Genomic DNA, 22,826 nt, shown 5'->3' with positions numbered 1-22,826 from the left:
ACCTGCTCCCTTCGCCGTTTGGGGCCAGCTTAGCCGGAACACCAGCGTTGATTCGCCGATGTGGGCGCCGTTGGCTAGGCTTGATGCTTTGGCTGGCGGGTGTTGTGAGGGGTTTCTAGTGTCGGTATCGGAAGCCCCGAAGGCACCTGAATCCGGCCCGGCTGTCCGCCGACGGAAGCCCACCTTCCGGCCCGAAGTCCAGGGGCTCCGGGCGCTGGCTGTCCTAATGGTCGTGGCCTACCACGTCTGGCTGGGCCGTGTGTCCGGCGGCGTAGACATCTTCCTGCTCATCTCGGCCTTCCTGCTCACGTTGTCGTTCGTCCGGAAAGCCGAGTCAGGCAAACCCTTCCAGCTGCTGGCGCACTGGCTGCACCTGTTCAAGCGGCTGCTGCCCGCCGCCACCGTGGTGATCCTCGGGGTGCTGGCCGGCACCTGGCTGATCCTGCCGCAGGGCCGTTGGCCGCAGGTACTGGACCAGGCCTGGGCGTCCCTGCTGTACAACCAGAACTGGCTCCTTGCGGAGTTGTCGGTGGACTATTACGCGCAGGACCATGCCGGTGCCAGCCCGCTGCAGCACTTCTGGTCCCTGTCTATCCAGGGGCAGGTCTTCATCCTGTGGCCGCTGGTCTTTGCCGCCGCCGCTTCCGTGCTGGCAGGGCTCCGCCGCGTTCCCCGCCTGAACTGGGTGACGTACCGCGGCCTGCTGGCAGTAGTTTTCGGGGCCGTGTTCGCGGTGTCACTGGCCTACTCGGTTGACCAGACAGCCACCAACCAGGCCTACGCCTATTTCGACACCCGAGCCCGGCTCTGGGAATTTGCGCTGGGCTCCCTGCTTGCGCTGGCGCTGCCGTACCTGCGGCCCGGACGCGTGGTGCGCATTGCCCTGGGCTGGGCGGGACTGGCCGCGATGATTTCCTGCGGGCTGGTCCTGACCGTTGACCGGTCCTTCCCTGGGTACGTGGCACTGTGGCCCACGCTGGCTGCCGCCGCGATCATCGTTGCTGGGCAGACCGGCAGCCGGTTCGGCGTTGACCGACTCCTCAGCAGCAGGGCCGCCGTGGCCCTGGGCGACAACTCCTACGCCCTGTATCTGTGGCACTGGCCCGTCCTGGTGCTGACGCTCGCGGCCACCGGCGTTGAAGCGCCGAACCTCACGCAGGGCCTCGGCATCGTCGGAGCCGCCATCGTGCTCGCCGTCCTGACCACGCGCTTCGTGGAAAAGCCGCTGCGGGACTGGCACTGGCCCAAGCTCCGGACGTGGCGGACCGCCGTCGTGGTTGTTGCCTGCGGCGCTCTCCTGGCCGGGCCCGTTGCAGTCTGGCAGACCTCACTCACCGCTGAGGAAAGCGCGACGGCGGCACAGCCGAGGGAGCTCACGCCCGGGGCGTTGGCGCTCACCCCGGAGAACGAGAACTCGCCTGCCCCGAAGGCCCGGACCATCCCCGGGCCCACCGCCCTTGACAACGACTGGGCCGGCATCGACTCGCCCTGCACCGGTGCCAACGCCACGGACGACCCCATCCTGGAGGGCTGCAGGCAGGAGCTGCCGGAGGAGCCCGCCACCAAACGCATCGTGGTGCTGGGCGACTCCCACGCCCAGCAGTACCTTGCCGCCCTGGCGCCGGTGGCGGCCGCCCGAGGCTGGGAGATCGTCACGCTGCTGATGCCTGCCTGCCGCTTCGGTGCCGAATCGGAAACCCGGAACGCTGAATGCAACGCCTACAACCGTGCCAGCTCCGCCTACGTCCTGGAACACCTGCCGGATGCCGTGTTCACCGTGGCGTCGCTGACCCACGAGGACGCCCCGTTCGAAACCGAGGTTCCGGGATACATCGATGGCGTGAAGCCGTTCGCGGACCTGGGGATCGAGATTGTGGGCATCAGGGACAATCCGCGGTTCACTTTCAATATGCCGCAGTGCGCCCAGCGGAACGGGGCCGGCGCTCCGGCGTGCAACCCGCCGCTGGCTGAGTCCCTGGTGGAGCCGTCGCCGCTGGAAAACTACCGAGGCAAGCTTCCGGGGCTCCACCTGATGGACATGAGCGACTTCATCTGTGCACGCGGCGTCTGCCCGGCCGTGGTGGGGAATGTGTACGTCTACAAGGACGACAACCACCTCACCAGGACCTACGTCGAGTCCATGATTCCCATGTTCGAGCAGCGGCTGCTGGCCGCCACCGGCTGGAGCTGAGCTCTCCCGGCCGTGGGGTTGCTCACATTGGCGGCGTGGAATAGGGGGATCGGCGCCGAGGTTCTAATATTTACTCAATACTTTCTGCCCCCGGAACGCCGTCCTGCGCGGTGCTCCCGCAGGATCGTCTGCACAGGCCAGTTCCGTAATCACGGGCTGGTCATCGGCTGCAACCCCTACCCGTGACCCAGCAACCAAGGTAAGAGGCGCACTCATGACCGAGCCCGAACACAACCCCTTTGGCTTTATTGGCCTGACCTACGACGACGTCCTGCTCCTGCCGGGGCACACCGACGTCATCCCGTCCGAGGCCGACACATCCTCGCGGATCTCCAAGCGGATCACGGTCCAGACGCCGCTGCTCTCCGCCGCCATGGACACCGTCACCGAATCCCGGATGGCCATCGCCATGGCCCGCCAGGGCGGCCTGGGCGTGGTGCACCGCAACTTGTCCATCGCCGACCAGGCGGACCAGGTGGACCGGGTCAAGCGGAGCGAGTCCGGGATGATCACCAACCCGCTGACCATCCGCCCCGAGGCGACCCTGCGCGAGCTCGATGATCTCTGCGCCCACTACCGTGTGTCGGGCCTGCCTGTGGTGGATGAGGACAACCGCCTGCTGGGCATCGTCACCAACCGCGACACCCGTTTTGTGCCGGAGTCTGATTTCCCGCTGCGGCTGGTCAGCGACGTCATGACCAAGATGCCCCTGGTCACCGGACACGTAGGCATCAGCCGCGAGGAAGCCTCCCACAAGCTGGCTACCAACAAGATCGAAAAGCTGCCGCTCGTGGACGAGCAGGGTCGGCTCAAGGGCCTGATCACCACGAAGGACTTCACCAAGGCCGAGCAGTACCCCCTCGCCACCAAGGACGATGAGGGCCGCCTCCGCGTGGGTGCCGCCATCGGCTTCTTCGGTGACGGCTGGGAGCGGGCCATGACCCTCGTGGACGCCGGCGTGGACGCCCTGTTCGTGGACACCGCCAACGGCCACTCCCAGGGTGTCCTGGACATGATCCGCAGGCTGAAGTCCGATCCCGTCGCCGCGCACGTGGACATCATCGGCGGCCAGGCCGCGACCCGCGAAGGCGCCCAGGCCCTGATCGACGCCGGTGCCGACGGCATCAAGGTAGGCGTTGGTCCCGGGTCCATCTGCACCACCCGCGTGGTGGCCGGCGTCGGCGTCCCGCAGATCACGGCCATCTACGAATCCGCCAAGGCCGCCATTCCGGCCGGCGTTCCGCTGATCGCCGACGGCGGCCTGCAGTACTCCGGCGACATCGGCAAAGCCCTGGTGGCCGGTGCGGACACCGTGATGCTGGGCTCGCTCCTGGCAGGCTGCGACGAGTCCCCGGGCGACCTGATCTTCGTCAACGGCAAGCAGTTCAAGTCCTACCGCGGCATGGGCTCCCTGGGCGCCATGCAGTCGCGCGGCAAGAACACGTCCTACTCCAAGGACCGGTACTTCCAGGCCGACGTCTCCGGTGACGACAAGCTGATCCCGGAAGGCATCGAAGGCCGGGTGGCGTACCGTGGCCCGCTGTCCTCCGTGGCTTACCAGCTGGTGGGCGGCCTGCGCCAGACCATGTTCTACACGGGCGCACCGACCGTCCCCGAGCTGAAAGTCCGGGGCAAGTTCGTACGGATCACCTCCGCCGGGCTGAAGGAATCGCACCCGCACGATATCCAGATGACCGTTGAGGCGCCGAACTACGGCTCACGGTAAAGGTCGAAGGGATTCATTCACGCTGAGGCGGGTCAAAGAGGAGGCGGGATTTTCCCGCCTCCTCTTTTTGTTGGGTTCGGTCTTGTTGTTGGGCTCGGAGGTCGCTGTCGGCCTGAATGTCGGACCCCCGCTGCATGATGTGCTTATGGGAATCGGCGGTGGTGTTGGGGTGGTTTTGGAGGGTGTTCGCGCCTCTGTTGCTGCCCTGGATGCGCTGGAGCGGGAGGACGCTTCCCTGGCTTCCGGCGACGCTGTTGGTGTTGATGTTGATGTGTTGCAGCGTCGGTATGAGATCCGGCTGGAGCGGTTGGAGGTTGCGGCGCGGCTGGAGGCGCAGCTCGCCGCGGTCAAAGCACAGGACGCTGCCGACGCCGCCGGGTTCCAGGAAGCCATGACGCCGCCGGACGCCACCGTCCAGGACCGCAGCTATGCGCAGATGTCCGTGGTGGAGGAGATCGCGGGGGTGCTGACCGTCAGTTCGGCGGCAGCGGAGGCGTTGGTGGAGCAGTCACGCCGGATCTGTTCCCTGCCGCTGGTGTTCCAGGCCCTGGCTGCGGGCGCGATGTCGTGGCAGCACGCACGGATTGTCGCGGACGAGACTGAAGGCCTTACCCCTGAGGGCGCGGCGTCTTTGGTGGCACACTTCTTCGACCCCGACGCACCCCACCCCGCCCGGGGTGCCGCTCCCGGTGAGCTCGTTCCGTCCCGGTTCCGGGCCAAGGTGCGGGGTTGGCGGGAGCGCCATCATCCGGAATCGATCGAGAAACGCCATGCAAAGGGGATCGCTGACCGGCGGATGGAATACACCCCTGACAAGGACGGCATGGCCTGGGTCTCCCTCTACCTCCCCGGCGATACCGCGTGTGCCATCTGGAACCGCACCACCGCCACCGCCCGCGGACTCCAGGGCCCCGACGAACCCCGCACGCTTACCCAGCTCCGCCCCGACATCGCCGCCAGCCTCCTCCTCGGCGCCGTGCAGGTGGCGGGTGAGGGTTCCGCCGACACCGCCCCGGGCACCCAAGGTCTCACAGGGATCGGGAAGGTCCCTGCCCTGCGGGCCGATGTGCTGGTCACCGTGCCGGTGTTCTCACTCCTCGGCCTCACCGACGAACCAGCCGTGCTGGATGGTTTCGGGCCGATCCCGGCATCGATGGCACGCAAACTGGTCACTGACGGGGCTGACTCGTTCTACCGGGTCCTTGTCGACCCGCGGGACGGGGCACCCTTGGAGATCGGCCGGAAAAACTACCGGCTCACCGGGGCCATCAAACACTGGATCCGCATGCGCGACACCAAATGCACCTTCCCCGGCTGCACCAACAAGACCCCCGACAACGAAACAGACCACCTACAAGCGTGGGAACACGGCGGCACCACCAACGTCAACAACCTCGCACAGCTCTGCCCCAAACACCACCGACTCAAACACCACAGCCAATGGACACCCGACCCTGCCACCAACAACGGACCACCCGGGTGGACCTCACCCACCGGACGCCACTACAACCCCGAACGCCAGGACCCCGAACCAACCCACTGGCCAGAATGGGTGGGCCCGGCCCGGATGATCGAGGCGTTTCACAGCGGGCGAGCACGTCGGTTGGCTGGTGGACGAGCGGACTTCCACTACCTGGCACTCTCACCAGGCGAGGATGCGCTGCTGCGATGTCTCCATTCCACATGATGACGGACCGCCCGGCACTAGGCTGATTCCATGTCCCAACCGCGCCACCCGGCGGAACTGACCCCTAAACGCGACCCGCAAAAGCGGCTGGCACTGCGTCCCTATGCCAAGGCCGTGGCCCAGGTTCTCCGGGTGAGTTTCCGTGCATCCCCGGGCGCGGTGGTCATGAAGGTGCTTGGCTCCCTCATCTCGGCTGTGCTGCCGCTCGTGACCACATTCTTTGCGTCCCTGACCACCACGGCATTGGCGGCCGCTTACGCGGGCGACGGCGCGGCGGGGCGCCTTGCGATCGTCTACGTCGTTGTCACTGCCGCGCTGGGTCTCTTCTGGGGCGCCTTCAACAGCATTGACCGATATATCCAGCAGTTGATGAGCTTCAAGGTGGGGGCCATCGTCGGTGACCAGATGTACGAGCGCTTCCTTGCCCTCGAGTTCTGGCGGTACGACGACAAGGAGACAGTGGACCTCTACGACCGTGCCAAACGGTTTTCGGATTCGTACGCCCGGGTTCTGGACCGTATAGCTGCCATCTTCACGCAGCTGGTTTCGGTCATCCTGGCCATCGGCGCCCTGTTGCTTGTCAGCTGGTGGATCGCCGTCATCGTCCTGGTGGCCATCGTTCCCAGCGTGTACCTGCAGTTCAAGCTGTCCCGGGAGCAGATCGCGCACTGGAACACGCAGGTGGACTCACGCCGCCAGCGCCGAATGATCGAGACCAACCTCCTCCGGCCGCAGCACATTGCCGAAATGCGGCTTTATGGCATCGTCAGTTTCCTCATGGACCTTCGTTCGCGCCTTCGCGATGCGGACGAGCGCCGCCGGCTGGACTACCAGCGCCGCTACATTCCACGGCAGCTGGCCGCGGACGCGCTGCAGTACGGTGCCGAGGTGGTATCACTGATTTGGGTCGTGGGGCAGATCATTGCCCGCGCCGCCCCGGTGGGCCAGTTCCTCTACGTGCAGCAGATCGTCAGCCGTGCATTGTCCACGGCCAACAACCTGGTGTCCTCGCTAAGCTCCATCGACGAGGACCTCGCCAACCTGAAGGACTACGAGCTGTTCATGGCGATGCCCATGCACTCCGAACACGCCCCTCCGCTGCTGGAAGCCCCGCGGGAAGTCGAGCTGAAGGACATCCGTTTCACCTACACCGGAAGCGACATCGAGGTCATCCGGGGCATCAGCCTCACCATCCGCCGGGGCCAGCACATAGCCATCGTGGGGGAGAACGGCGCCGGGAAGTCGACGCTGATCCGCATCCTCGCCGGGCTCTACCGGCCCGACTCCGGCCAGGTCCTGCTCGACGGCGTGGACCTCGCCGCCGTCGACGTTACCTCCTGGCACCGGCACCTGGCCGTGCTCAGCCAGGAGTTCCTCAAGTACGAGTTCGCCACGGCGGCGGAGAACATCTACTTCGGGGACGTCGACTCTGCACGGGATGATGAACGCATCCGCAGGGCCGCCTCCGACGCCGAAGCCCTGGAATTCATCAACAAGCTGCCCAACGGCCTGGACAACCACGTCAGCAACTGGATGGAGGACCCACGCGGCCGGAAGGGGAGCGGCCTTTCGGGAGGCCAGTGGCAGCGCCTTGCCATGGCCAGGAACTTCTACCGGGACGCGTCGTTCATGGTGATGGACGAACCCACCTCCGCCATCGATGCCCTCGCTGAGCATCGGATCTTCACGCGTCTCTTCGCGGACCGCAGCAGCACCATCATCGCCATCAGCCACCGGCTCGCCACCATCGAGAAGGCGGACGTCGTGTACATGCTGGAGGACGGACAAGTGGTGGAGCAGGGCACGCACAAGGAGTTAGTGGCCCTGCGCGGCCGCTACTTCAGGATGTTCGAATCGCAACTGACGGTTGATGAAGCTGAAGAAGTGTGAATCGGCCGCCCATCACGCGTCCACCACGGTGGTGCGCACGCGGGCGATGCCCGGGCGGGGAGGGACGCTGCTGAAGCCGAACGTGACGGCGGGCCGGATGGGGGCCAGCGCTCCGGCATCGGCACCATTCCAGCGGACGACGGCGGACGTCACGTGGTGCAGGTCCGTCACCCCATAGAACTCAGTCCTTCCGCTGCCCGCAGTACCGTAGGTGCGGGCGCCAGGTGCCGCAAGGGCGGCGAACGGATTGACCGCGGCGAGCCAGCGGGGATGGACGGCAAGGCGCCGGGGTACTGCCCGCAGCGCTGTTCCCAGCAGGGTCCTCGCACCGGTGACGGCCCGAACTTCCAGCGGGCCGGCGTCGACCGTCAACGTGTGATCGGCGAGCGAGGCAGCAACGTCCAGTACCCGCACTTCATCAAAGGTGTAGGTGGCGGCAATGAAGCCGGCCACCTCGGGTGTCGGGGCCAGCAGCAGCCGGTGTCCCGAAGGCTGTTGCACCATGACGTCGGCGAACGACCCAAAGGGGGAGTCCTGCCAGATCCCGACGACGGCGCGCAGACCGGAAGTAGTCCCAATCCCGGCGATGTGCCCGTCAAATGTCCAGCGGCTGCCCATCACGCCACTGTAGCGGGAAGGGTGCGCATCACAGAGGCCCGTAGGCCGCGTTGCCGTAGGGATCGCGCCAGACGGCCAGGTCCTCCTCAAGAGCCTCTCGAAGAGCAGGATCGATGCGGATACGCCGCCTGAATGATTCCCTAGCCCGGCCCATGACGGTGGATGGGACAACGATGCATGCGACCAGGAGTGCCAGGAGGAGGACGTAGACGCCCACCAGTGTTGCGGCCGTGGCGCCGCCCTTCGCAGTGGCAGAGGGCAGGGTCGGAAAAATGAACGCGCCGATAATGGCCGCCAGAAACGACACCATGCCGATGCCGCCGCGGGCGGATCCGGGGCCACGGGTGATCAGGACCTTGTCTGTCCGGGGCAGGCCGGATCGGACCCGTTTCCATCCGAAGAGGCCCAACAGCATCAGGACGGCTCCCAGCGGGAGCAGGACGAGCGCTGTCGCGGGGTTTCCCGACATGACGGAGAAGAACGCACCCGCAAGGGCCAGGACCGGTCCGCCGGCGATCGCGCCGCTCCAAGCGGCCGCCAAGGTGCCCTGGACATCCGCCAGTTGGCGCAGCCGGGACGGGGCGTCCGGTGGGCTGACCCGGGCCAGTTCGGGGGAGAGCCAATGGTCGAGCGGATGCACAGGCGTGTCGGCGGGAAAAGGAATGGAGTGCGTCATATCGGAAGGAGGCCCAATCGTGGAGGCTATCGCGGGAGCATCCACCGAAGCCCCCTGCCAAGGCTACGTGTTTGCTCGGCGCAGTCGCCAAGGCCAGTGATGACCTTGAGGTCCGGCCCAGGCCAGGCCAGCGGACCTGCTGGGATAACCTAGAGCAGTGACTTATGAGATCGAGATCGGCCGTGGCAAGCGTGGGCGTCGTGCCTACTCCCTGGATGACATTGCAATCGTCCCCAACCGTCGCACCCGCGACCCCAAGGACGTTTCCGTCTCCTGGCAGATCGACGCCTACCAGTTCGAGATGCCGGTGATCGCCGCGCCGATGGACTCGGCCATGTCCCCGGCCACCGCCATCGCCCTCGGCAAGCTGGGCGGCCTTGGCGTGCTGGACCTGGAAGGCCTCTGGACCCGGTACGAGGATCCGCAGTCCATCCTCGATGAGATTGCGGCGCTGGAGGACGAGACCAACAGCCCCGCCGTGACCGGACGCATGCAGGAGCTGTACCAGGCCCCCATCCAGCCCGAACTCATCACGTCCCGCCTGGCTGAGATCCGCGAGGCCGGCGTCACCGTTGCCGGGTCCCTGACCCCGCAGCGCACCCAGGAACACTACAAGACCGTCCTGGCGGCCGGCGTCGATATCTTCGTTATCCGCGGTACCACCGTCTCCGCCGAGCACGTCTCCAAGGACCACGAGCCGCTGAACCTCAAGCAGTTCATCTACGAACTCGATGTCCCGGTGATCGTGGGCGGCGCAGCGGGCTACACCCCGGCGCTGCACCTCATGCGCACCGGCGCCGCAGGCGTCCTGGTCGGCTTCGGCGGCGGCGCCACCACCACCACCCGCCGCGCCCTGGGCATCCACTCGCCCATGGCCTCTGCCATCTCCGATGTCGCAGCCGCCCGCCGCGACTACATGGACGAGTCCGGCGGCCGCTACGTCCATGTCATTGCCGACGGCGGCATGGGCACCTCGGGTGACATTGTCAAGGCAATCGCCATGGGCGCCGACGCCGTCATGCTGGGCAGTGCCTTGGCCCGGGCAGAAGAAGCGCCGGGCAAGGGATGGCACTGGGGCCAGGAAGCGCACCACACCGAACTGCCCCGCGGAGACCGCGCCAACGTGGGCACCGTTGGCCCCCTTGAGGAGGTCCTCTTTGGGCCCGGCCACCACACCAACGGCACGTCCAACCTCATTGGCGCCCTGCGGCGCTCCATGGCCACCACCGGCTATTCCGACCTGAAGGAATTCCAGCGGGTCGACGTCGTGGTGTCGCCTTACGCCGGGAACTAAGGCACCGGGGCAGGGCGGGCCGCCGGCCCGCCCTGCCCAAGCACGCCACTAGCAAGTAGTGTGGGTTTACTACCGGCACTAGAGGCACTGGAGGCGTTCAATGAAGAGTGTTCCTGTAAACGGCGGGGTCCTTGGCCCCGAAGCCAGGGCAGCATCCATCCAGCGGCTGCGCGCCACCACGGAACCCGGCCAGGAACTGGACATCCTGATTGTGGGCGGCGGCATCGTCGGCACGGGAGCCGCACTTGACGCCGTGACCCGGGGGTTGAGCGTCGGCATCGTCGAGGCAAGCGACTGGGCTGCGGGGACATCCTCCCGGTCTTCAAAACTTATCCACGGTGGTTTGCGCTACCTGGAAATGCTGGATTTTGCCCTGGTTAAGGAGGCCCTGCAGGAACGCGGGCTGCTCCTTTCCGAGATTGCCCCCCACCTGGCCCGGCCGGTGCCGTTCCTGTACCCGCTGACCAAACCCTTCATCGAGCGGCCCTATGTGGGTGCCGGCATCGCCCTCTATGACGCCATGTCAGTCTCCGCCGGCCACAGCCGCGGCGTCCCGTTCCACAAACACCTGAGCAGGCGCGGCACCCTGCGCGCCGCGCCCAGCCTGAAGGACGACGCCTTCGTGGGGTCCATCCGTTACTACGACGGGCAGGTGGATGACGCCAAATACTGCGCCAACCTGGTCCGCACCGCTGCCTACTACGGCGCCCACGCCGTGAACCAGATGAAGGTAGTGGACTTCCTGCGCGAAGGCGAGCGGGTAGTCGGTGCCAAGGTGGAAAACCGCGAAGACGGAACCCAGTTCAGCATCCGCGCCAAGCAGGTCATCAATGCCACCGGCGTATGGACCGACGAAACCCAGGCCATGGTCACCGACCGCGGCCAGCTAAAGGTCCGGGCCTCCAAGGGCATCCACCTGGTGGTGCCCCGCGACCGGTTCCAGTCCACGGTGGGCCTGATCCTGCGCACCGAGAAATCGGTCCTGTTCGTCATCCCGTGGGGACGGCACTGGATCATCGGCACAACTGACACGGACTGGCACCTGGACAAGGCCCACCCTGCCGCTTCCAGCAAGGACATCGACTACGTCCTGGAACACGTCAACCAGGTCCTGAAGCGGCCCCTGACCAGGGAAGACGTCGAAGGAGTCTACGCTGGGCTGCGGCCGCTGCTGGCAGGCGAAAACGACTCCACCGCCAAGCTCTCCCGCGAACACGTCGTGGCGCACCCCGTGCCGGGCCTGGTGGTAGTGGCCGGCGGAAAATGGACCACCTACCGGGTCATGGCCAAAGATGCCGTGGACGAGGCCACCCGCACCATGGATGAGCGGGTTCCCCCGAGCTGCACCGAGACCATCCCGCTGCTGGGCGCCAGCGGTTTCCGGGCGGCCTGGAACCGCCGGAACCGCACGGCAGAGGAATCCGGTGTCCACGTGGCGCGGATCGAGCACCTGCTCAACCGTTACGGCTCCATGACCCCCGAAGTCCTGGCGATTATCGAGCAGAACCCGGAGCTGGCGGAGCCGCTCCCCGGCGCCGACGACTACCTCCAGGCAGAAGCGGTCTACGCCGCAAGCCATGAAGGTGCCCGCCATGTCCAGGACGTCCTCACCCGCCGCACACGGATCTCCATCGAATCCTGGGACCGCGGAGTGTCGGCCGCCCCTGTTGTCGCTAAACTGATGGGTGACGTCCTTGGCTGGAGTGACACGCAGCGTGAAAACGAAGTCCGCCACTACCTTGCCCGCGTGGAGGCCGAACGCCTTAGCCAGCAACAGCCGGACGACGAATCCGCAGACGCCGCCCGCCTGGGCGCGGAAGATATCGTGCCCTTGCGTTGAGGGGCCGTTCGCCCCACTGCTGACCGAAGGGATACGCCTTGGCGGAACCACTGGACCCGTATGACGCCCACCTGACCACCGCTGACATGGTGATCCTGGAAATGGAGGCGAAGGACAAAACCGACGCCACCAACCAACTGGCAGAGCGGCTCTACGCCGCCGGGCGGATCTCGGATCTTGACGGGTTCCTGAAGAACGTCAACGCCCGGGAGCACCAGCTCGCCACGGGGCTCCCGGGCGGCGTGGGCCTGCCGCACGCCCGCAGCGAATTCGTGTCGCAAACCTCCATCGCTGTGGGCATCACCAAGTACGGTCACGCGTTGGACTTCGGAGCCGCCGATGGCCCCGCCACGGTCATCCTGCTGATCGCCACCCCGGCCAGCTCGTTCTCCGACCACCTGGAAGTCCTGGCCACCCTGGCCAGGTCACTCTCCAAGGAATCGTTCCGCGAATCGCTGCGGCGTGCGTACGACGCAGAAGTAATCGCCGAGCTCATCAACTCCAGCCTGGTGTTCTTCGACCACTAGGCGCATCCCCGGGCCACCCTCCGGGCCCGGACGCCCTTGGCGTTTAGTTGTTCTACAGAAGTACGAAGTACGGTTAAGACGTGTGGAAAACAGCCCTTAAGCCCCGATGGATCGCAGGCTTTATCTTCGCGATTGCTCTCTCCGGGGTCTTCGTGCTGCTGAGCCAGTGGCAGTTCGGCCGCTCCACCCAGCCCGAGGTTCCGGTCAACCCCGCCACTGAACAGGTCCAGCCGCTCACCAGCACCCTGCAGCCCGGCGAATTCTTCCACGGCAGCGTAGCCGACCAAATGGTCACGGCACAGGGGACATACAGCCCGGACAAACAGGTCCTGGTTCCCGGCCGGCTCCACGATGGCAAGACCGGATACTGGGTCGTTTCGGCCTTCGCCGTCAAAGATGCCCCGGCCCTGACCGGAGCAGGTGCCTCACCGCAGACCTGGATCCCCGTGGCACGCGGGTGGGTCGCGGAACCCGGGGACGCGGCAGCACCGCCGTCGGGCCTTGTTGAACTGACCGGGCGGCTGCTGCCGTCCGAAGCGCCGGTGGCCGGGAAAGCACCCAAAGCGGGGGAGGCCTCCGCCGTCTCCGTGGCGGAGCTCATCAACTACTGGGAAGTAAGCAGCTATCCCGGCTTCGTCTCCGCCACCGCAGAGGTGGTGGGCGGCCAGGATGTGAGTGCCGCCTCCGTACCCGGGAACCTCCTTCCGCTGGACATCGGCCCCCAGCCACCCGCCCAGCACATCAACTGGCTCAACCTCTTCTACTCCATCGAGTGGGTTGTCTTCGCCGGCTTCGCCCTCTTCATCTGGTGGCGCCTGGTCAAGGACGACTACCACCGGGACCTCGAGGAGGCTTTTGACGACGCCGGCGACGACGACGGGCACGACGAAGAACACCAGCTCCCACAGCAGGACGAACAACACCAGCAGCCTGACCAGCACCAGCAGAAGGTACAGCCATGATTGATCCGAAACCGGCCACCCCCTCGTCGCAGGCATCCGGCAAGACTGCCGGAAAGAAGCGCCGTTTCGGCGGCACCGAGGCCCAGATCCGGTCCGCCCTGAAGTTCTACAAGGTCATGGCCTACCTCACCGGCACCATGCTGCTGCTGCTGTGCGCCGAACTGGTGGCTCGCTACGGCTTTGGCCAGTACCTGTTCGCCGGCGGGACCAACGCGGTGACCGGGCAGCCGTTCGGCTTCGGATTCGCCGACGCCGAGCCGGCGGGTGTGCTCAATGGCATGAACGTCTCCGTCACCGTGCTGATCGTGCACGGCTGGATGTACGTGGTGTACCTGATCTCCAATTTCCGGCTCTGGTCCCTCATGCGCTGGCCGTTCCTGAAGCTGGTCCTGCTGGCACTGGGCGGCGTCGTGCCGTTCCTGTCCTTCATCGTTGAAAAGAAGTTCCACGCCGAGGTGGAGGCCGAGCTGGCCGCCAACCCGCAGGCTCCGCAGCGCTACTGACACGGGCCTTCAGCGCACCGGGCCACCCGCCGTCGGACGTCTGCTCCGTCACAGCCGGGCCGCTCAAGGTGCGCCGGTGCAAGGGCGCAAAGTAGGCTATTACGGTGACTACTCCCACTGCATCCCAGACTTCCCAGAAGCCGGTGCTGGTTGTTGATTACGGTGCCCAGTACGCGCAGCTGATTGCCCGCCGCGTCAGGGAAGCGAACGTGTATTCGGAAGTGGTTCCGCATACCTGGTCCACCGAGCAGCTCCTGGCCAAGAATCCTGCCGCCATCATCCTCTCCGGCGGCCCTTCCAGCGTCTATGCCGACGGCGCGCCCAGCGTGGGCGCGGACCTCTTCGAAGCCGGCGTCCCCGTCTTTGGCATCTGCTACGGCTTCCAGGCCATGGCCAACGCCCTGGGCGGCAAGGTGGACAGGACCGGGCTGCGGGAGTACGGATCCACGGAGACCACCATTCTGGGTGATGGCCGCTCTGTGCTCGAGGGAATGCCCCAGCACCAGAAGACCTGGATGAGCCACGGCGACTCCGTGCACGAAGCACCGGCAGGATTCGACGTCCTGGCCACGACGGCAGGCGCTGAAGTTGCAGCATTTGCCAACGAGGAAAAGGGCCTCTTCGGCGTGCAGTGGCACCCGGAGGTCAAGCACTCCGCCTATGGCCAGCAGGTGCTGGAGAACTTCCTGTTCAAGGGCGCCAAACTGGAGCCCAACTGGACCACCGGCAACATCCTGGAAGAACAGGTGGAGCGCATCCGCGAGCAGGTAGGGGACGCCCGCGTTATCTGCGGCCTCTCCGGCGGCGTGGATTCCGCCGTGGCGGCAGCCCTGGTCCAGCGCGCTGTGGGCGACCAGCTCACCTGCGTGTTCGTGGACCACGGCCTGCTGCGCGAAGGCGAAGCGGAACAGGTTGAACGCGACTTCGTAGCCGCCACCGGCGTCAAGCTGTACGTCGCGAATGAACAGGAACGCTTCCTCTCGGCCCTGGCCGGCGTCAGCGACCCCGAAACCAAGCGCAAGGTCATTGGCCGGGAGTTCATCCGCGCCTTCGAAGAAGCAGAACTGGCCATCATCGCCGAGGCCGCAGCCCACGGCGAGAAGATCAAGTTCCTGGTCCAGGGCACGCTTTACCCGGACGTCGTCGAATCCGGCGGCGGCGAAGGTGCAGCCAACATCAAGAGCCACCACAATGTGGGCGGCCTCCCCGAGGACCTGCAGTTCGAGCTCGTTGAGCCGTTGCGCGCACTGTTCAAGGATGAGGTCCGTGCCGTGGGAGCACAGCTCGGCCTGCCGCAGGAAATCGTCGGCCGCCAGCCGTTCCCCGGCCCAGGCCTCGGCATCCGGATCGTCGGCGACATCACCAAGGAGCGGCTGGACCTGCTCCGCAAGGCCGACGCCATCGCCCGCGCCGAGCTGACCGCCGCAGGCCTGGACAACGAAGTATGGCAGATGCCCGTGGTCCTGCTCGCGGACGTCCGCAGCGTGGGCGTCATGGGCGACGGCCGCACCTACGGCCACCCCATCGTGCTCCGCCCGGTGTCCTCCGAGGACGCGATGACCGCCGACTGGTCACGCCTGCCGTACGACCTGCTGGCACGCATCTCCAACCGGATCACCAACGAGGTTGACGGCGTCAACCGGGTGGTGCTGGACGTCACCAGCAAGCCGCCGGGAACCATCGAGTGGGAATAGCATCCTAGTGGCCGGCCTCCGTCAGCGGGGGCCGGCCACTGCTTTTTCCCAGCGAATTCCTCCGCAATTTCCCGTGCCCCAGTGTTGCGGTCTCTCAAGTCCGGCGCCGGAGCGGCTACTCTCGAATCTATGCCGGTATGGTCCAGGGCGTCACGTGCAAACGCAGAAAAGAAGGCAGAAGTGTCAGTTGGTCAAGGCCACCCGGAAGGCTCGGAAGAGCTTCGTAAATGGCTGTCCGGGCTCAAACCCGTCACCGGCGCGGACACGATGCTGCGCTTCACCAAGACGCCGGAAGGTTCCATCGACCTCACTTCGGCGCACCCCTCAGGCCTCGCCCAGCTCATGGCCGGGCGCCGCACACGCCTGTCCACCCTGATCCGTGACCGCCAGCAGTATGTGGTGGCGGCAAGGGCGTCACGCAACATCCGGTCCAAGATCTTCGAACTCGCCAACGACCGTGGCATCGACGCCGGGTACCTGTCCGCCGGCACCGTGGTGTGGACGTCCGCCGTCGGCGGCAAACCCCAGCGCGTCTCCGCTCCGGTCATGCTGACCGCCATCTCCCTCACGGTCCGGCCGGGAGAGGATGACTTCGAACTGCAGCTCACCGAACAGGCCCAGATCAATCCCGCCCTCGTGCGGCACTTGAAAAACATCCACGGGATCGTGTTCGACGTCAATGCAGTGACCCGCCTGGCCTACAGCACCGCCCGGTTCGACCCCCAGCCCGTCCTGGACCGGCTGGCCACCCTGATCCGGCCCATCCACGGCGCCGAAACCCAGCACAACCTGCTGGTCTCCACCTTTGCCGACCTGTCCGGGAACCTGGACGACCCCTGGATCAACGATTCCAACCCCATCGTCTCCGCTCTGGCCACTGCCGCCGGCGGTGAAGTAGTGGATGTCGTGCAGCCGGATCCGTCCCGCTTCCCGCACCTGGACAACAGGCACCCCAAAGACGAGCTGCTGCTGCTGGACGCCGATACGGACCAGCAGTACGTGGTCGACGCCGCCCGGGCGGGCGACTCCCTGGTAGTCAGCACCCCGCCGGGAACCGGCCAGACCCAGACGGCCATCAACACGATCGGCGCCCTGGTGGATGCCGGCAAGACGGTGCTGGTGGTGGGCGACCGCCGCGCCAGCCTGAACGAGGTTTCCGGGCACCTGGAGACGTTGGGATTGGAGTCAATCCTCTTCCAACTGACCGGGAACGTCACCGCCCAACAGCTGAAGGGCCAGCTGGTCCGGGCAATCGTCCGCAACGAAAAGTCGTTGGAACCGCAGCTTGGGAACCTCCACACCACCCTGACCGAACACCGCCATGCCCTGATGGATCACGTCGCATCGCTGCACAACGTTCGCGAGCGGTGGGGCTGCTCGCCGTACCAGGCCATGCAGTCACTTGCCGAGCTCACCTCCATCCACCCCGCTCCAGCCACCACCGTCCGGCTCAAGCGCAGCGTCCTGGACAGCATCCGGGACCGTGAGGAACTGGCCGGACGACTCCGCCGCGCCGCCGAACTGGGCAGCTTCAGCAAGGCCGCCACCACCAGCCCGTGGCACGGTGCCCGGCTGCTGACCCGCAAGGAGACCGAGGAAGCCCAGGACCTGGTCCGCTCCGTCGCCAAGAGCCTTCCCGCCCTGCGAGACCGCATGGACGCCGTTGCGGAGCATGCCGAAATCCGACTGGGCGAATCCTTCGCCGAGTGGGGCGAACAGCTTGAACTGCTGGTGGCCGTCCGCGGCAGCCTGGACAAGTTCACCCCTGACATCTTCGACCGGCCGGTGACGGACCTCATCTCCGCCACGGCGCCGTCGGCCTGGCGGCGTGAGCGCGGCATCGAGCTGACCGCGATGCAGCGCTCCAGGCTGCGCCGGGTGGCCAAGGAGTACGTGCGTCCGGGCGTCCACATCGCCGACCTGCACTCGTCCCTGGTGCTGGTCCAGGAGCAGCGTGCCCTCTGGGCGGGCTACGCCACCACCCAGCGCCACCCCGCTGTCCCGTCCGGCCTGGCCGAGATGATTGCCATGTACCGGTCCCTTGACCAGGAGCTGGCGCAGCTGGGGGAGGCGCTGCGGCATACGGAGGACGGCGGGGCACTTTCCACCGTTCCCTACGGGCAGCTGATGGAGCGCCTGGAACGCCTGGTAGCGGACACCGACACGCTGAAGACCCTGCCCGAGCGCACGCTCCTCATCGAGAACATGCGCGAACACGGCCTGGGAGAACTCCTGGCCGACCTCGCGGAACGCGAAGTTCCGGAACGATCCGTTGCCGCGGAGCTGGAGCTGGCCTGGTGGCAGTCCGCCCTGGAGGCGATGATCAGCGGCGACGACTACCTGGCCATGTCCGACGGCGACGCACTGCGCCAGCTCGAGGCAGAATACCGGCTGGCAGACAACGCGCACATTGCCAGCGGTGCCGCCCGGTTGCGGTGGGACCTGGCGGAACGGTGGCGCACGGCGATCGCTGCCCAGCCGCGCCAGGCAGACCTCCTGCGCAGCCTGCTCAAGGACGGCCGGGTCTCCCTGCCGTCCCTGACGGCCCAGGCACCGGAGCTGATCGGCACCCTGGTCCCGGTCTGGTCGGTCAGCCCTTACCTGATGACCGGACTGCTGCCGGCTGAACAGCATTTTGACGCCGTCGTCATTCTTGACGCTGAAGCAACTTCCCTGCAGGCTGTCCTGCCGTCCATTGCCCGGGCGCGGCAGGTGATTGCGTTCGGCGATCCCCGCATTGCTACGCCGCGGACGTTCACCGTAGGGGTGGAGCGGCTGGCCGCCGGAGAGTCCGCCCACCACCGCGTCGAGAGCGCCTTCACCGCGCTCTCCGCAGTGCTGCCGGTGTGGCGGCTCAACGTGGTGTACCGCGCAGTGGACGAGGACCTGGTCCTGCAGCTCAGCAAGAACTTTTACGACGGCGGCCTGCGCCGGCTGCCCGAAGGCCAGTCGGCCACGGGCCTGGACCGGTCGCTGCTGGTGGAGTACCTGCCGGACGGTACCGGCCTTCCGAGCGCCGACCACGAGGGCGTGGAGTCCGTGGTGGCGGAGGTCAACAGGGTAGTGGAGCTGGTGTTCGAACATGCCCGCCTGCGCCCGCGGACCTCCCTGGCGGTTGTTACTGCCAGCCTGCGGCACGCCGCCAGGATCGGCGAGTCCATCAGGCTGCAGCTGTCCAACCAGCCGGGGCTTGCCGGGTTCTTCGGCGCGGGCCCGGAATCCTTCCGCGTAGTGGACCTGGAACGCGCCCAGGGCCTGGTCCGCGACCACGTCATCTTCTCGCCCGGATTTGGGCGGACCCCGCACGGACGTGCGCTCCACAACTTCGGGCCGCTGTCCGCTGAAGGTGGCCGGGAGAAGTTCGCCCTGGCCATGACCCGGGCCCGCCGTTCCCTGCACGTGCTGACCTGCTTCCGGCCTGAAGACCTGGACCACACCCGGCTCACCCACGGCGCGGTGGACCTGTACGCGCTCCTGGACCGGGAAATCTCCGGCAACACGGACCTTGGTACCCCGGCATCCCGTGCTGCCGCCAGTGAACAGGCACTTGGCGCGGACCCGTTGGTGGCGGATCTGGGCGACCGCCTGCGTGCGCGTGGCGCCAGGGTCTGGCACCAATACGACGGTGCCATTGACGTGGTTGCAGCCGCGGACCCCCTGAACACGATGGGCCAGGATGATTCGGACATTCCGCGGCCCGTGGCTATCGAGTCCGACGGAACTGCGCAGTACCGCACCATGAGCGTGCGTGAGCGCAGCAGGCTGCGCCCGCAGCTGCTGGAACGCCTCGGCTGGCGGTACATGCCGCTGTGGACCATCGAGGTGTTCACGGACCCCTCGTCCTGCGCGGACCGCATTGCCGGCTACCTGGGCCTGGAAAAGATGGTGCTGCCGGGCCGTGCCAGCCAGTCCGTGGGGTTCCTTGACGATGACGTTGACCAGGCGCTCAATGGAATTGACGCTGCGCCGGCGGCGGGAGTTTCCTATCTGCCCCGGGATTCCGGTGCAGCACGTGACGGCGACGGTGGACGCCAGGAGACGGACCCCATGACTAAGGAACAGAAGCCTGCCGACGGCAGGCCTGAAGACAACGGCCGCGAGGAAGACATGCGCCAGGACGAGAACGTGAACGGACAGCAGGTAACAGCAGCTGATGGAGACGTCCCTGCCGGCCCGGCTGAAGGCACCCCGGTGTCCCGGACGGCTCCGGCCGGTACCGGAGCAGTCCTGCCCACCAAGGCCGCGGAGGACGACGCCCGCAGCTGGGGTGACCGCGATGATGACCACGACGCGTGGCTGAAGGAACAGAAGCCGCCGCACTGGGGCTGACCGCCGCCAGGTCACTGAGGGCCGACCAAAACAAAGAACAGTCTGCCTTGGGTGGAGGCTCCGGCCAGGCGGGATGACTGTTCTGCCGTGGCTGCCACCACGATGAGGCCGTCTGTCTCCGTGGTGCCCAGCCATTGTCCGCTCTGGCCGCCCTTGTTGGAGGTCCACAGCACCGGGACGGCGGACGCCAATACTTCGGAGGGGCCCTGCTGGTCGAACCCGTTGGCTGATGTAAGCACCACGTTGACCAGCTGGCCGGGGGAGACAAGTTGGATGGACGAGGCGTCGGCCATTCGCAGTGGCACCGCGGCAGATCCCGGCGGCGTACCTGCCAGGAGGCCAGGGCCTACCAGTTGGGCATCGGATAAAAGTTGGCCCTTGCGCATCGGGGCGGCCAGCTGCTTGCCCTTGGCGGAGGCCTCATCCTGGAGGAAGCCGTCGGCGACCATGCCCGGCGGCACCTGGACCCGCGCCACGTCCGCTTCGGTCACCGCTGTCCCCGCAGGCAGATCGCGGGCAGCGGCCAGGGCAGTGGCTGTCGCGAGCGGAGCGGGAGTGAGCTGCTGGACGGCGATCGCGGCGGCTGCGGACAGCAGCAGGGCAGCGGCAAGCCTGCGGTTGCGGCTCAGCCAGGCGGCGAGCCGGGCTGCGGGCGGACGTTTCCTGGGGCTGCGGCCGCCGGCGTTCGTGGGATACCTGAGGCCAGCGGGGCCACGGCGGGGAAGGATGGGCATGCGCCCACGCTAACTGGGGGCGTACGCGACAGGGACCCGGGACGGCGGCTATGTGGACAAAAGCGGCCGGCGCTGGAACGCGCCGGCCGCCGTCGTGAAGACTATGTCCGTTTAGCTCGCGGCAGCTGCCGGCGCCGCAGCGGCGGGGGTGGTGGCGGGTGCGGACGGAGCCGCAGCCGGAGCGGGGGAGACGGAGCTGCCCTTGGAATCGCGGGAGTCCGTGCGGTAGAAGCCCGAACCCTTGAAGACCACGCCAACGCTGTTGAACTTCTTGCGCAACGTGCCCTGGCATTCAGGGCAGGACGTCAGGCTGCTGTCCGAGAACGACTGGACGATGTCGAAGGCGTGGCCGCAGTCCTTGCAGGCGTAAGCATATGTTGGCACTGGTGCTCCTCCTCTTGGGCAAACGAGAGGTCCCGTGCTGCCGCGTGGTAAACCATTAGCAGTCGCAGGGCCTGAGTGCTAATTCTATCACTGCGCCGCCAGCCCTGTGCTCAGGCCGCCCCCAACAGGGTCCGGTGCCCGGCAGGCGAAAGAACGGCCGGAACAGGGCGGTCGAACTCCTCTGCCGGAATGGTGCCGGCGGGCAGTAATTCATCGTCGTAAATAACAGCGGACAACGGGATTTCCTTCCCGGCCGTGGCCAGGTGCCCCAGGAATTTGTCGTAGTACCCGCCGCCTTGGCCAATCCTGTTGCCGGCAAGGTCCACGGCTGTGGCCGGAATGAAAAGCACGGACGCTTCCCCCGCGGTTTCGGGTCCGTGGCGTTGCCCGGTGGGCTCCAAAATAGGGGCATACCTGCTGCGTTCGAAGCCGGTGTCCGGCTTCCAGAACACCCAGCTCAGCTCCCGTGCGGGTTCGCATACCGGCAGCAGGACCTTGTGCCCGCTGCGGTGCAGGGCGTTGATCAGCGGCAGGGTGGGTGGCTCCTGGCCGACGCCAAGGTAGACGCACGCGATGCCGGGGCGACCGTCAGTCACCGATCCCGCCCACGCGTCGCCATGGGTGGCCAGTGCCAGGCCCGCCGCTTCAAGCTGCGCCGGCGCAAGGCCTGCCCGCCTGCGGCGATGACTGGCCCGGATCCCGTCCTTGATGGCGTTCGTCTCCTGCAGCATGCTGTCCTTCCTGCGTTGCCCGGTGGTCCGCAGCCTGCAGCCAGGGCAGTCCGGGTGCCGGCCTGTCGCGCCGGTGGTTACTGAAATAGCCGGTGGTTACTTAAATACTTGACGCTGACGTTAGATTAGTCCGGTGAACACCAGTAATCCCAGAGTCCGCAAAGCCGTCATTCCCGCAGCGGGCCTGGGCACCAGGTTCCTGCCTGCCACCAAGGCGATGCCCAAGGAAATGCTTCCCGTCGTGGACAAGCCTGCCATCCAGTACGTCGTGGAGGAAGCCGTCCACGTGGGCCTTAGTGACGTGCTGATGATCACCGGCCGCAACAAACGGGCCCTCGAAGACCACTTCGACAGGGTGCCGTCCCTCGAATCGGCCCTCCAGGACAAGGGCGATACCGAAAAGCTCGCGTCCATCCAGGCAGCCAGCCAGCTCGGTGATATCCACTACGTGCGGCAGGGCGATCCGCACGGACTGGGGCACGCCGTGCTCCGGGCAAAGCAGCATGTAGGCAATGAAGCCTTTGCCGTCCTGCTGGGCGATGACCTCATCGATGCCCGTGACGAACTCCTCAGCACCATGATTGACGTGCAGGCCCAAACGGGCGGCTCCGTCGTCGCCCTCATCGAAGTGGAACCCTCCCAGATCAGCGCCTACGGATGCGCGGACGTCCAGGAGATCGACGGCGAAGACTACGTCCGGGTCAACCGGTTGGTGGAGAAGCCCTCGCCAGAGGAAGCGCCGTCCAACCTTGCGCTGATCGGCCGCTACGTCCTGCACCCTGCGGTGTTCGAGGTCCTTGAGCACACAAAGCCGGGCCGTGGCGGCGAAATCCAGCTGACGGATGCCCTGCAGGAACTGGCTTCCGGTGACGGCGAGGGTCACGGAGTGTACGGCGTGGTGTTCCGCGGACGCCGCTACGACACCGGCGACAAGCTGAGCTACCTCAAGGCCTGCGTCCAGCTGGCCATCGACAGCGAGGACCTGGGCCCGGGCCTGCGGGAATGGCTGCCGGGCTTCACCGCCAGCCTTTCCCGGTAGC

The 22,826-nt window shown here is 66.5% G+C and carries 17 protein-coding genes; 12 read left to right on the top strand and 5 right to left on the bottom strand.

The features are described from left to right. Positions 1-58: 58 nt before the first annotated feature. The 4 genes from ACZ9J7_RS00970 (at position 59) to ACZ9J7_RS00955 (ending at position 7,494) form a co-directional block, all read left to right on the top strand. Positions 59-2,191: an acyltransferase family protein gene (locus tag ACZ9J7_RS00970; RefSeq protein ID WP_476211785.1), complete on the top strand. Its 2,133-nt coding sequence runs from the start codon at positions 59-61 to the stop codon at positions 2,189-2,191. Positions 2,192-2,405: 214 nt separating this feature from the next. Further along, the gene (guaB, locus tag ACZ9J7_RS00965) at positions 2,406-3,917 is read left to right on the top strand and encodes an IMP dehydrogenase (RefSeq protein WP_141159834.1); all 1,512 of its coding nucleotides are present in this window, start codon (positions 2,406-2,408) and stop codon (positions 3,915-3,917) included. Positions 3,918-4,062: 145 nt separating this feature from the next. Beyond that, entirely contained in the window at positions 4,063-5,604 is a 1,542-nt protein-coding gene (locus tag ACZ9J7_RS00960) for an HNH endonuclease signature motif containing protein (protein ID WP_476206303.1), read from the top strand. A 30-nt stretch (positions 5,605-5,634) separates the two neighbouring features. Beyond that, complete coding sequence (locus ACZ9J7_RS00955; protein ID WP_476206301.1) at positions 5,635-7,494, top strand: ABC transporter ATP-binding protein; 1,860 nt, start codon at positions 5,635-5,637, stop codon at positions 7,492-7,494. A gap of 12 nt (positions 7,495-7,506) precedes the next feature. Here the strand turns inward: ACZ9J7_RS00955 and ACZ9J7_RS00950 are convergent, their stop codons facing one another. Together ACZ9J7_RS00950 and ACZ9J7_RS00945 are read right to left on the bottom strand one after the other, a co-directional pair. After that, positions 7,507-8,112 (bottom strand): hypothetical protein, encoded by a 606-nt coding sequence (locus ACZ9J7_RS00950; RefSeq protein ID WP_476206299.1) that lies wholly within the window; start codon positions 8,110-8,112, stop codon positions 7,507-7,509. Between the two features lie 28 nt (positions 8,113-8,140). After that, a complete protein-coding gene (locus tag ACZ9J7_RS00945) occupies positions 8,141-8,788 on the bottom strand; it encodes a hypothetical protein (RefSeq protein WP_476206297.1) in 648 nt (215 codons plus the stop codon). 157 nt (positions 8,789-8,945) lie between these two features. Here ACZ9J7_RS00945 and ACZ9J7_RS00940 point away from each other — a divergent pair, with 157 nt between their 5' ends. From ACZ9J7_RS00940 to ACZ9J7_RS00910, 7 genes are all read left to right on the top strand, one after another. Continuing rightward, on the top strand, positions 8,946-10,082 hold the full coding sequence (locus ACZ9J7_RS00940; RefSeq protein WP_476206296.1) for a GuaB3 family IMP dehydrogenase-related protein: 1,137 nt from the start codon (positions 8,946-8,948) through the stop codon (positions 10,080-10,082). A gap of 100 nt (positions 10,083-10,182) precedes the next feature. Beyond that, the gene (locus ACZ9J7_RS00935; protein WP_476206295.1) at positions 10,183-11,922 is read left to right on the top strand and encodes a glycerol-3-phosphate dehydrogenase/oxidase; all 1,740 of its coding nucleotides are present in this window, start codon (positions 10,183-10,185) and stop codon (positions 11,920-11,922) included. A 38-nt stretch (positions 11,923-11,960) separates the two neighbouring features. Next, positions 11,961-12,449, top strand: a complete 489-nt coding sequence (locus ACZ9J7_RS00930) for a PTS sugar transporter subunit IIA (RefSeq protein WP_387557341.1) — start codon at positions 11,961-11,963, stop codon at positions 12,447-12,449. Positions 12,450-12,529: 80 nt separating this feature from the next. Next, on the top strand, positions 12,530-13,411 hold the full coding sequence (locus tag ACZ9J7_RS00925; RefSeq protein WP_476206293.1) for an SURF1 family protein: 882 nt from the start codon (positions 12,530-12,532) through the stop codon (positions 13,409-13,411). Continuing rightward, positions 13,408-13,914, top strand: coding sequence for a DUF3817 domain-containing protein (locus ACZ9J7_RS00920; RefSeq protein WP_476206292.1), 507 nt, complete (start codon positions 13,408-13,410; stop codon positions 13,912-13,914). Before ACZ9J7_RS00925 ends, ACZ9J7_RS00920 begins: the two co-directional genes overlap by 4 nt. A gap of 104 nt (positions 13,915-14,018) precedes the next feature. Continuing rightward, positions 14,019-15,608, top strand: a complete 1,590-nt coding sequence (gene guaA / locus ACZ9J7_RS00915) for a glutamine-hydrolyzing GMP synthase (protein ID WP_476206291.1) — start codon at positions 14,019-14,021, stop codon at positions 15,606-15,608. Between the two features lie 129 nt (positions 15,609-15,737). Continuing rightward, entirely contained in the window at positions 15,738-19,937 is a 4,200-nt protein-coding gene (locus ACZ9J7_RS00910) for an AAA family ATPase (protein WP_476206289.1), read from the top strand. A gap of 11 nt (positions 19,938-19,948) precedes the next feature. Here ACZ9J7_RS00910 and ACZ9J7_RS00905 read toward each other — a convergent pair whose 3' ends face one another. The 3 genes from ACZ9J7_RS00905 to ACZ9J7_RS00895 form a co-directional block, all read right to left on the bottom strand. Next, positions 19,949-20,671, bottom strand: coding sequence for an RcpC/CpaB family pilus assembly protein (locus tag ACZ9J7_RS00905; RefSeq protein WP_476206287.1), 723 nt, complete (start codon positions 20,669-20,671; stop codon positions 19,949-19,951). Between the two features lie 111 nt (positions 20,672-20,782). Beyond that, entirely contained in the window at positions 20,783-21,055 is a 273-nt protein-coding gene (locus tag ACZ9J7_RS00900) for an FmdB family zinc ribbon protein (protein WP_476206285.1), read from the bottom strand. Between the two features lie 110 nt (positions 21,056-21,165). Beyond that, entirely contained in the window at positions 21,166-21,786 is a 621-nt protein-coding gene (locus tag ACZ9J7_RS00895) for a 5-formyltetrahydrofolate cyclo-ligase (RefSeq protein ID WP_476206283.1), read from the bottom strand. Between the two features lie 133 nt (positions 21,787-21,919). On the opposite strand from ACZ9J7_RS00895, the gene galU reads away from it, so the two are divergent. Next, positions 21,920-22,825 carry a UTP--glucose-1-phosphate uridylyltransferase GalU gene (gene galU / locus ACZ9J7_RS00890; RefSeq protein WP_476206281.1) on the top strand — a complete coding sequence of 302 codons (906 nt, stop codon included), beginning with the start codon at positions 21,920-21,922 and terminating at the stop codon, positions 22,823-22,825. Position 22,826: the final 1 nt, after the last annotated feature.

This window comes from Pseudarthrobacter sp. TE9888, assembly GCF_056279345.1.
This window is presented reverse-complemented; position numbering and strand designations above follow the sequence as displayed.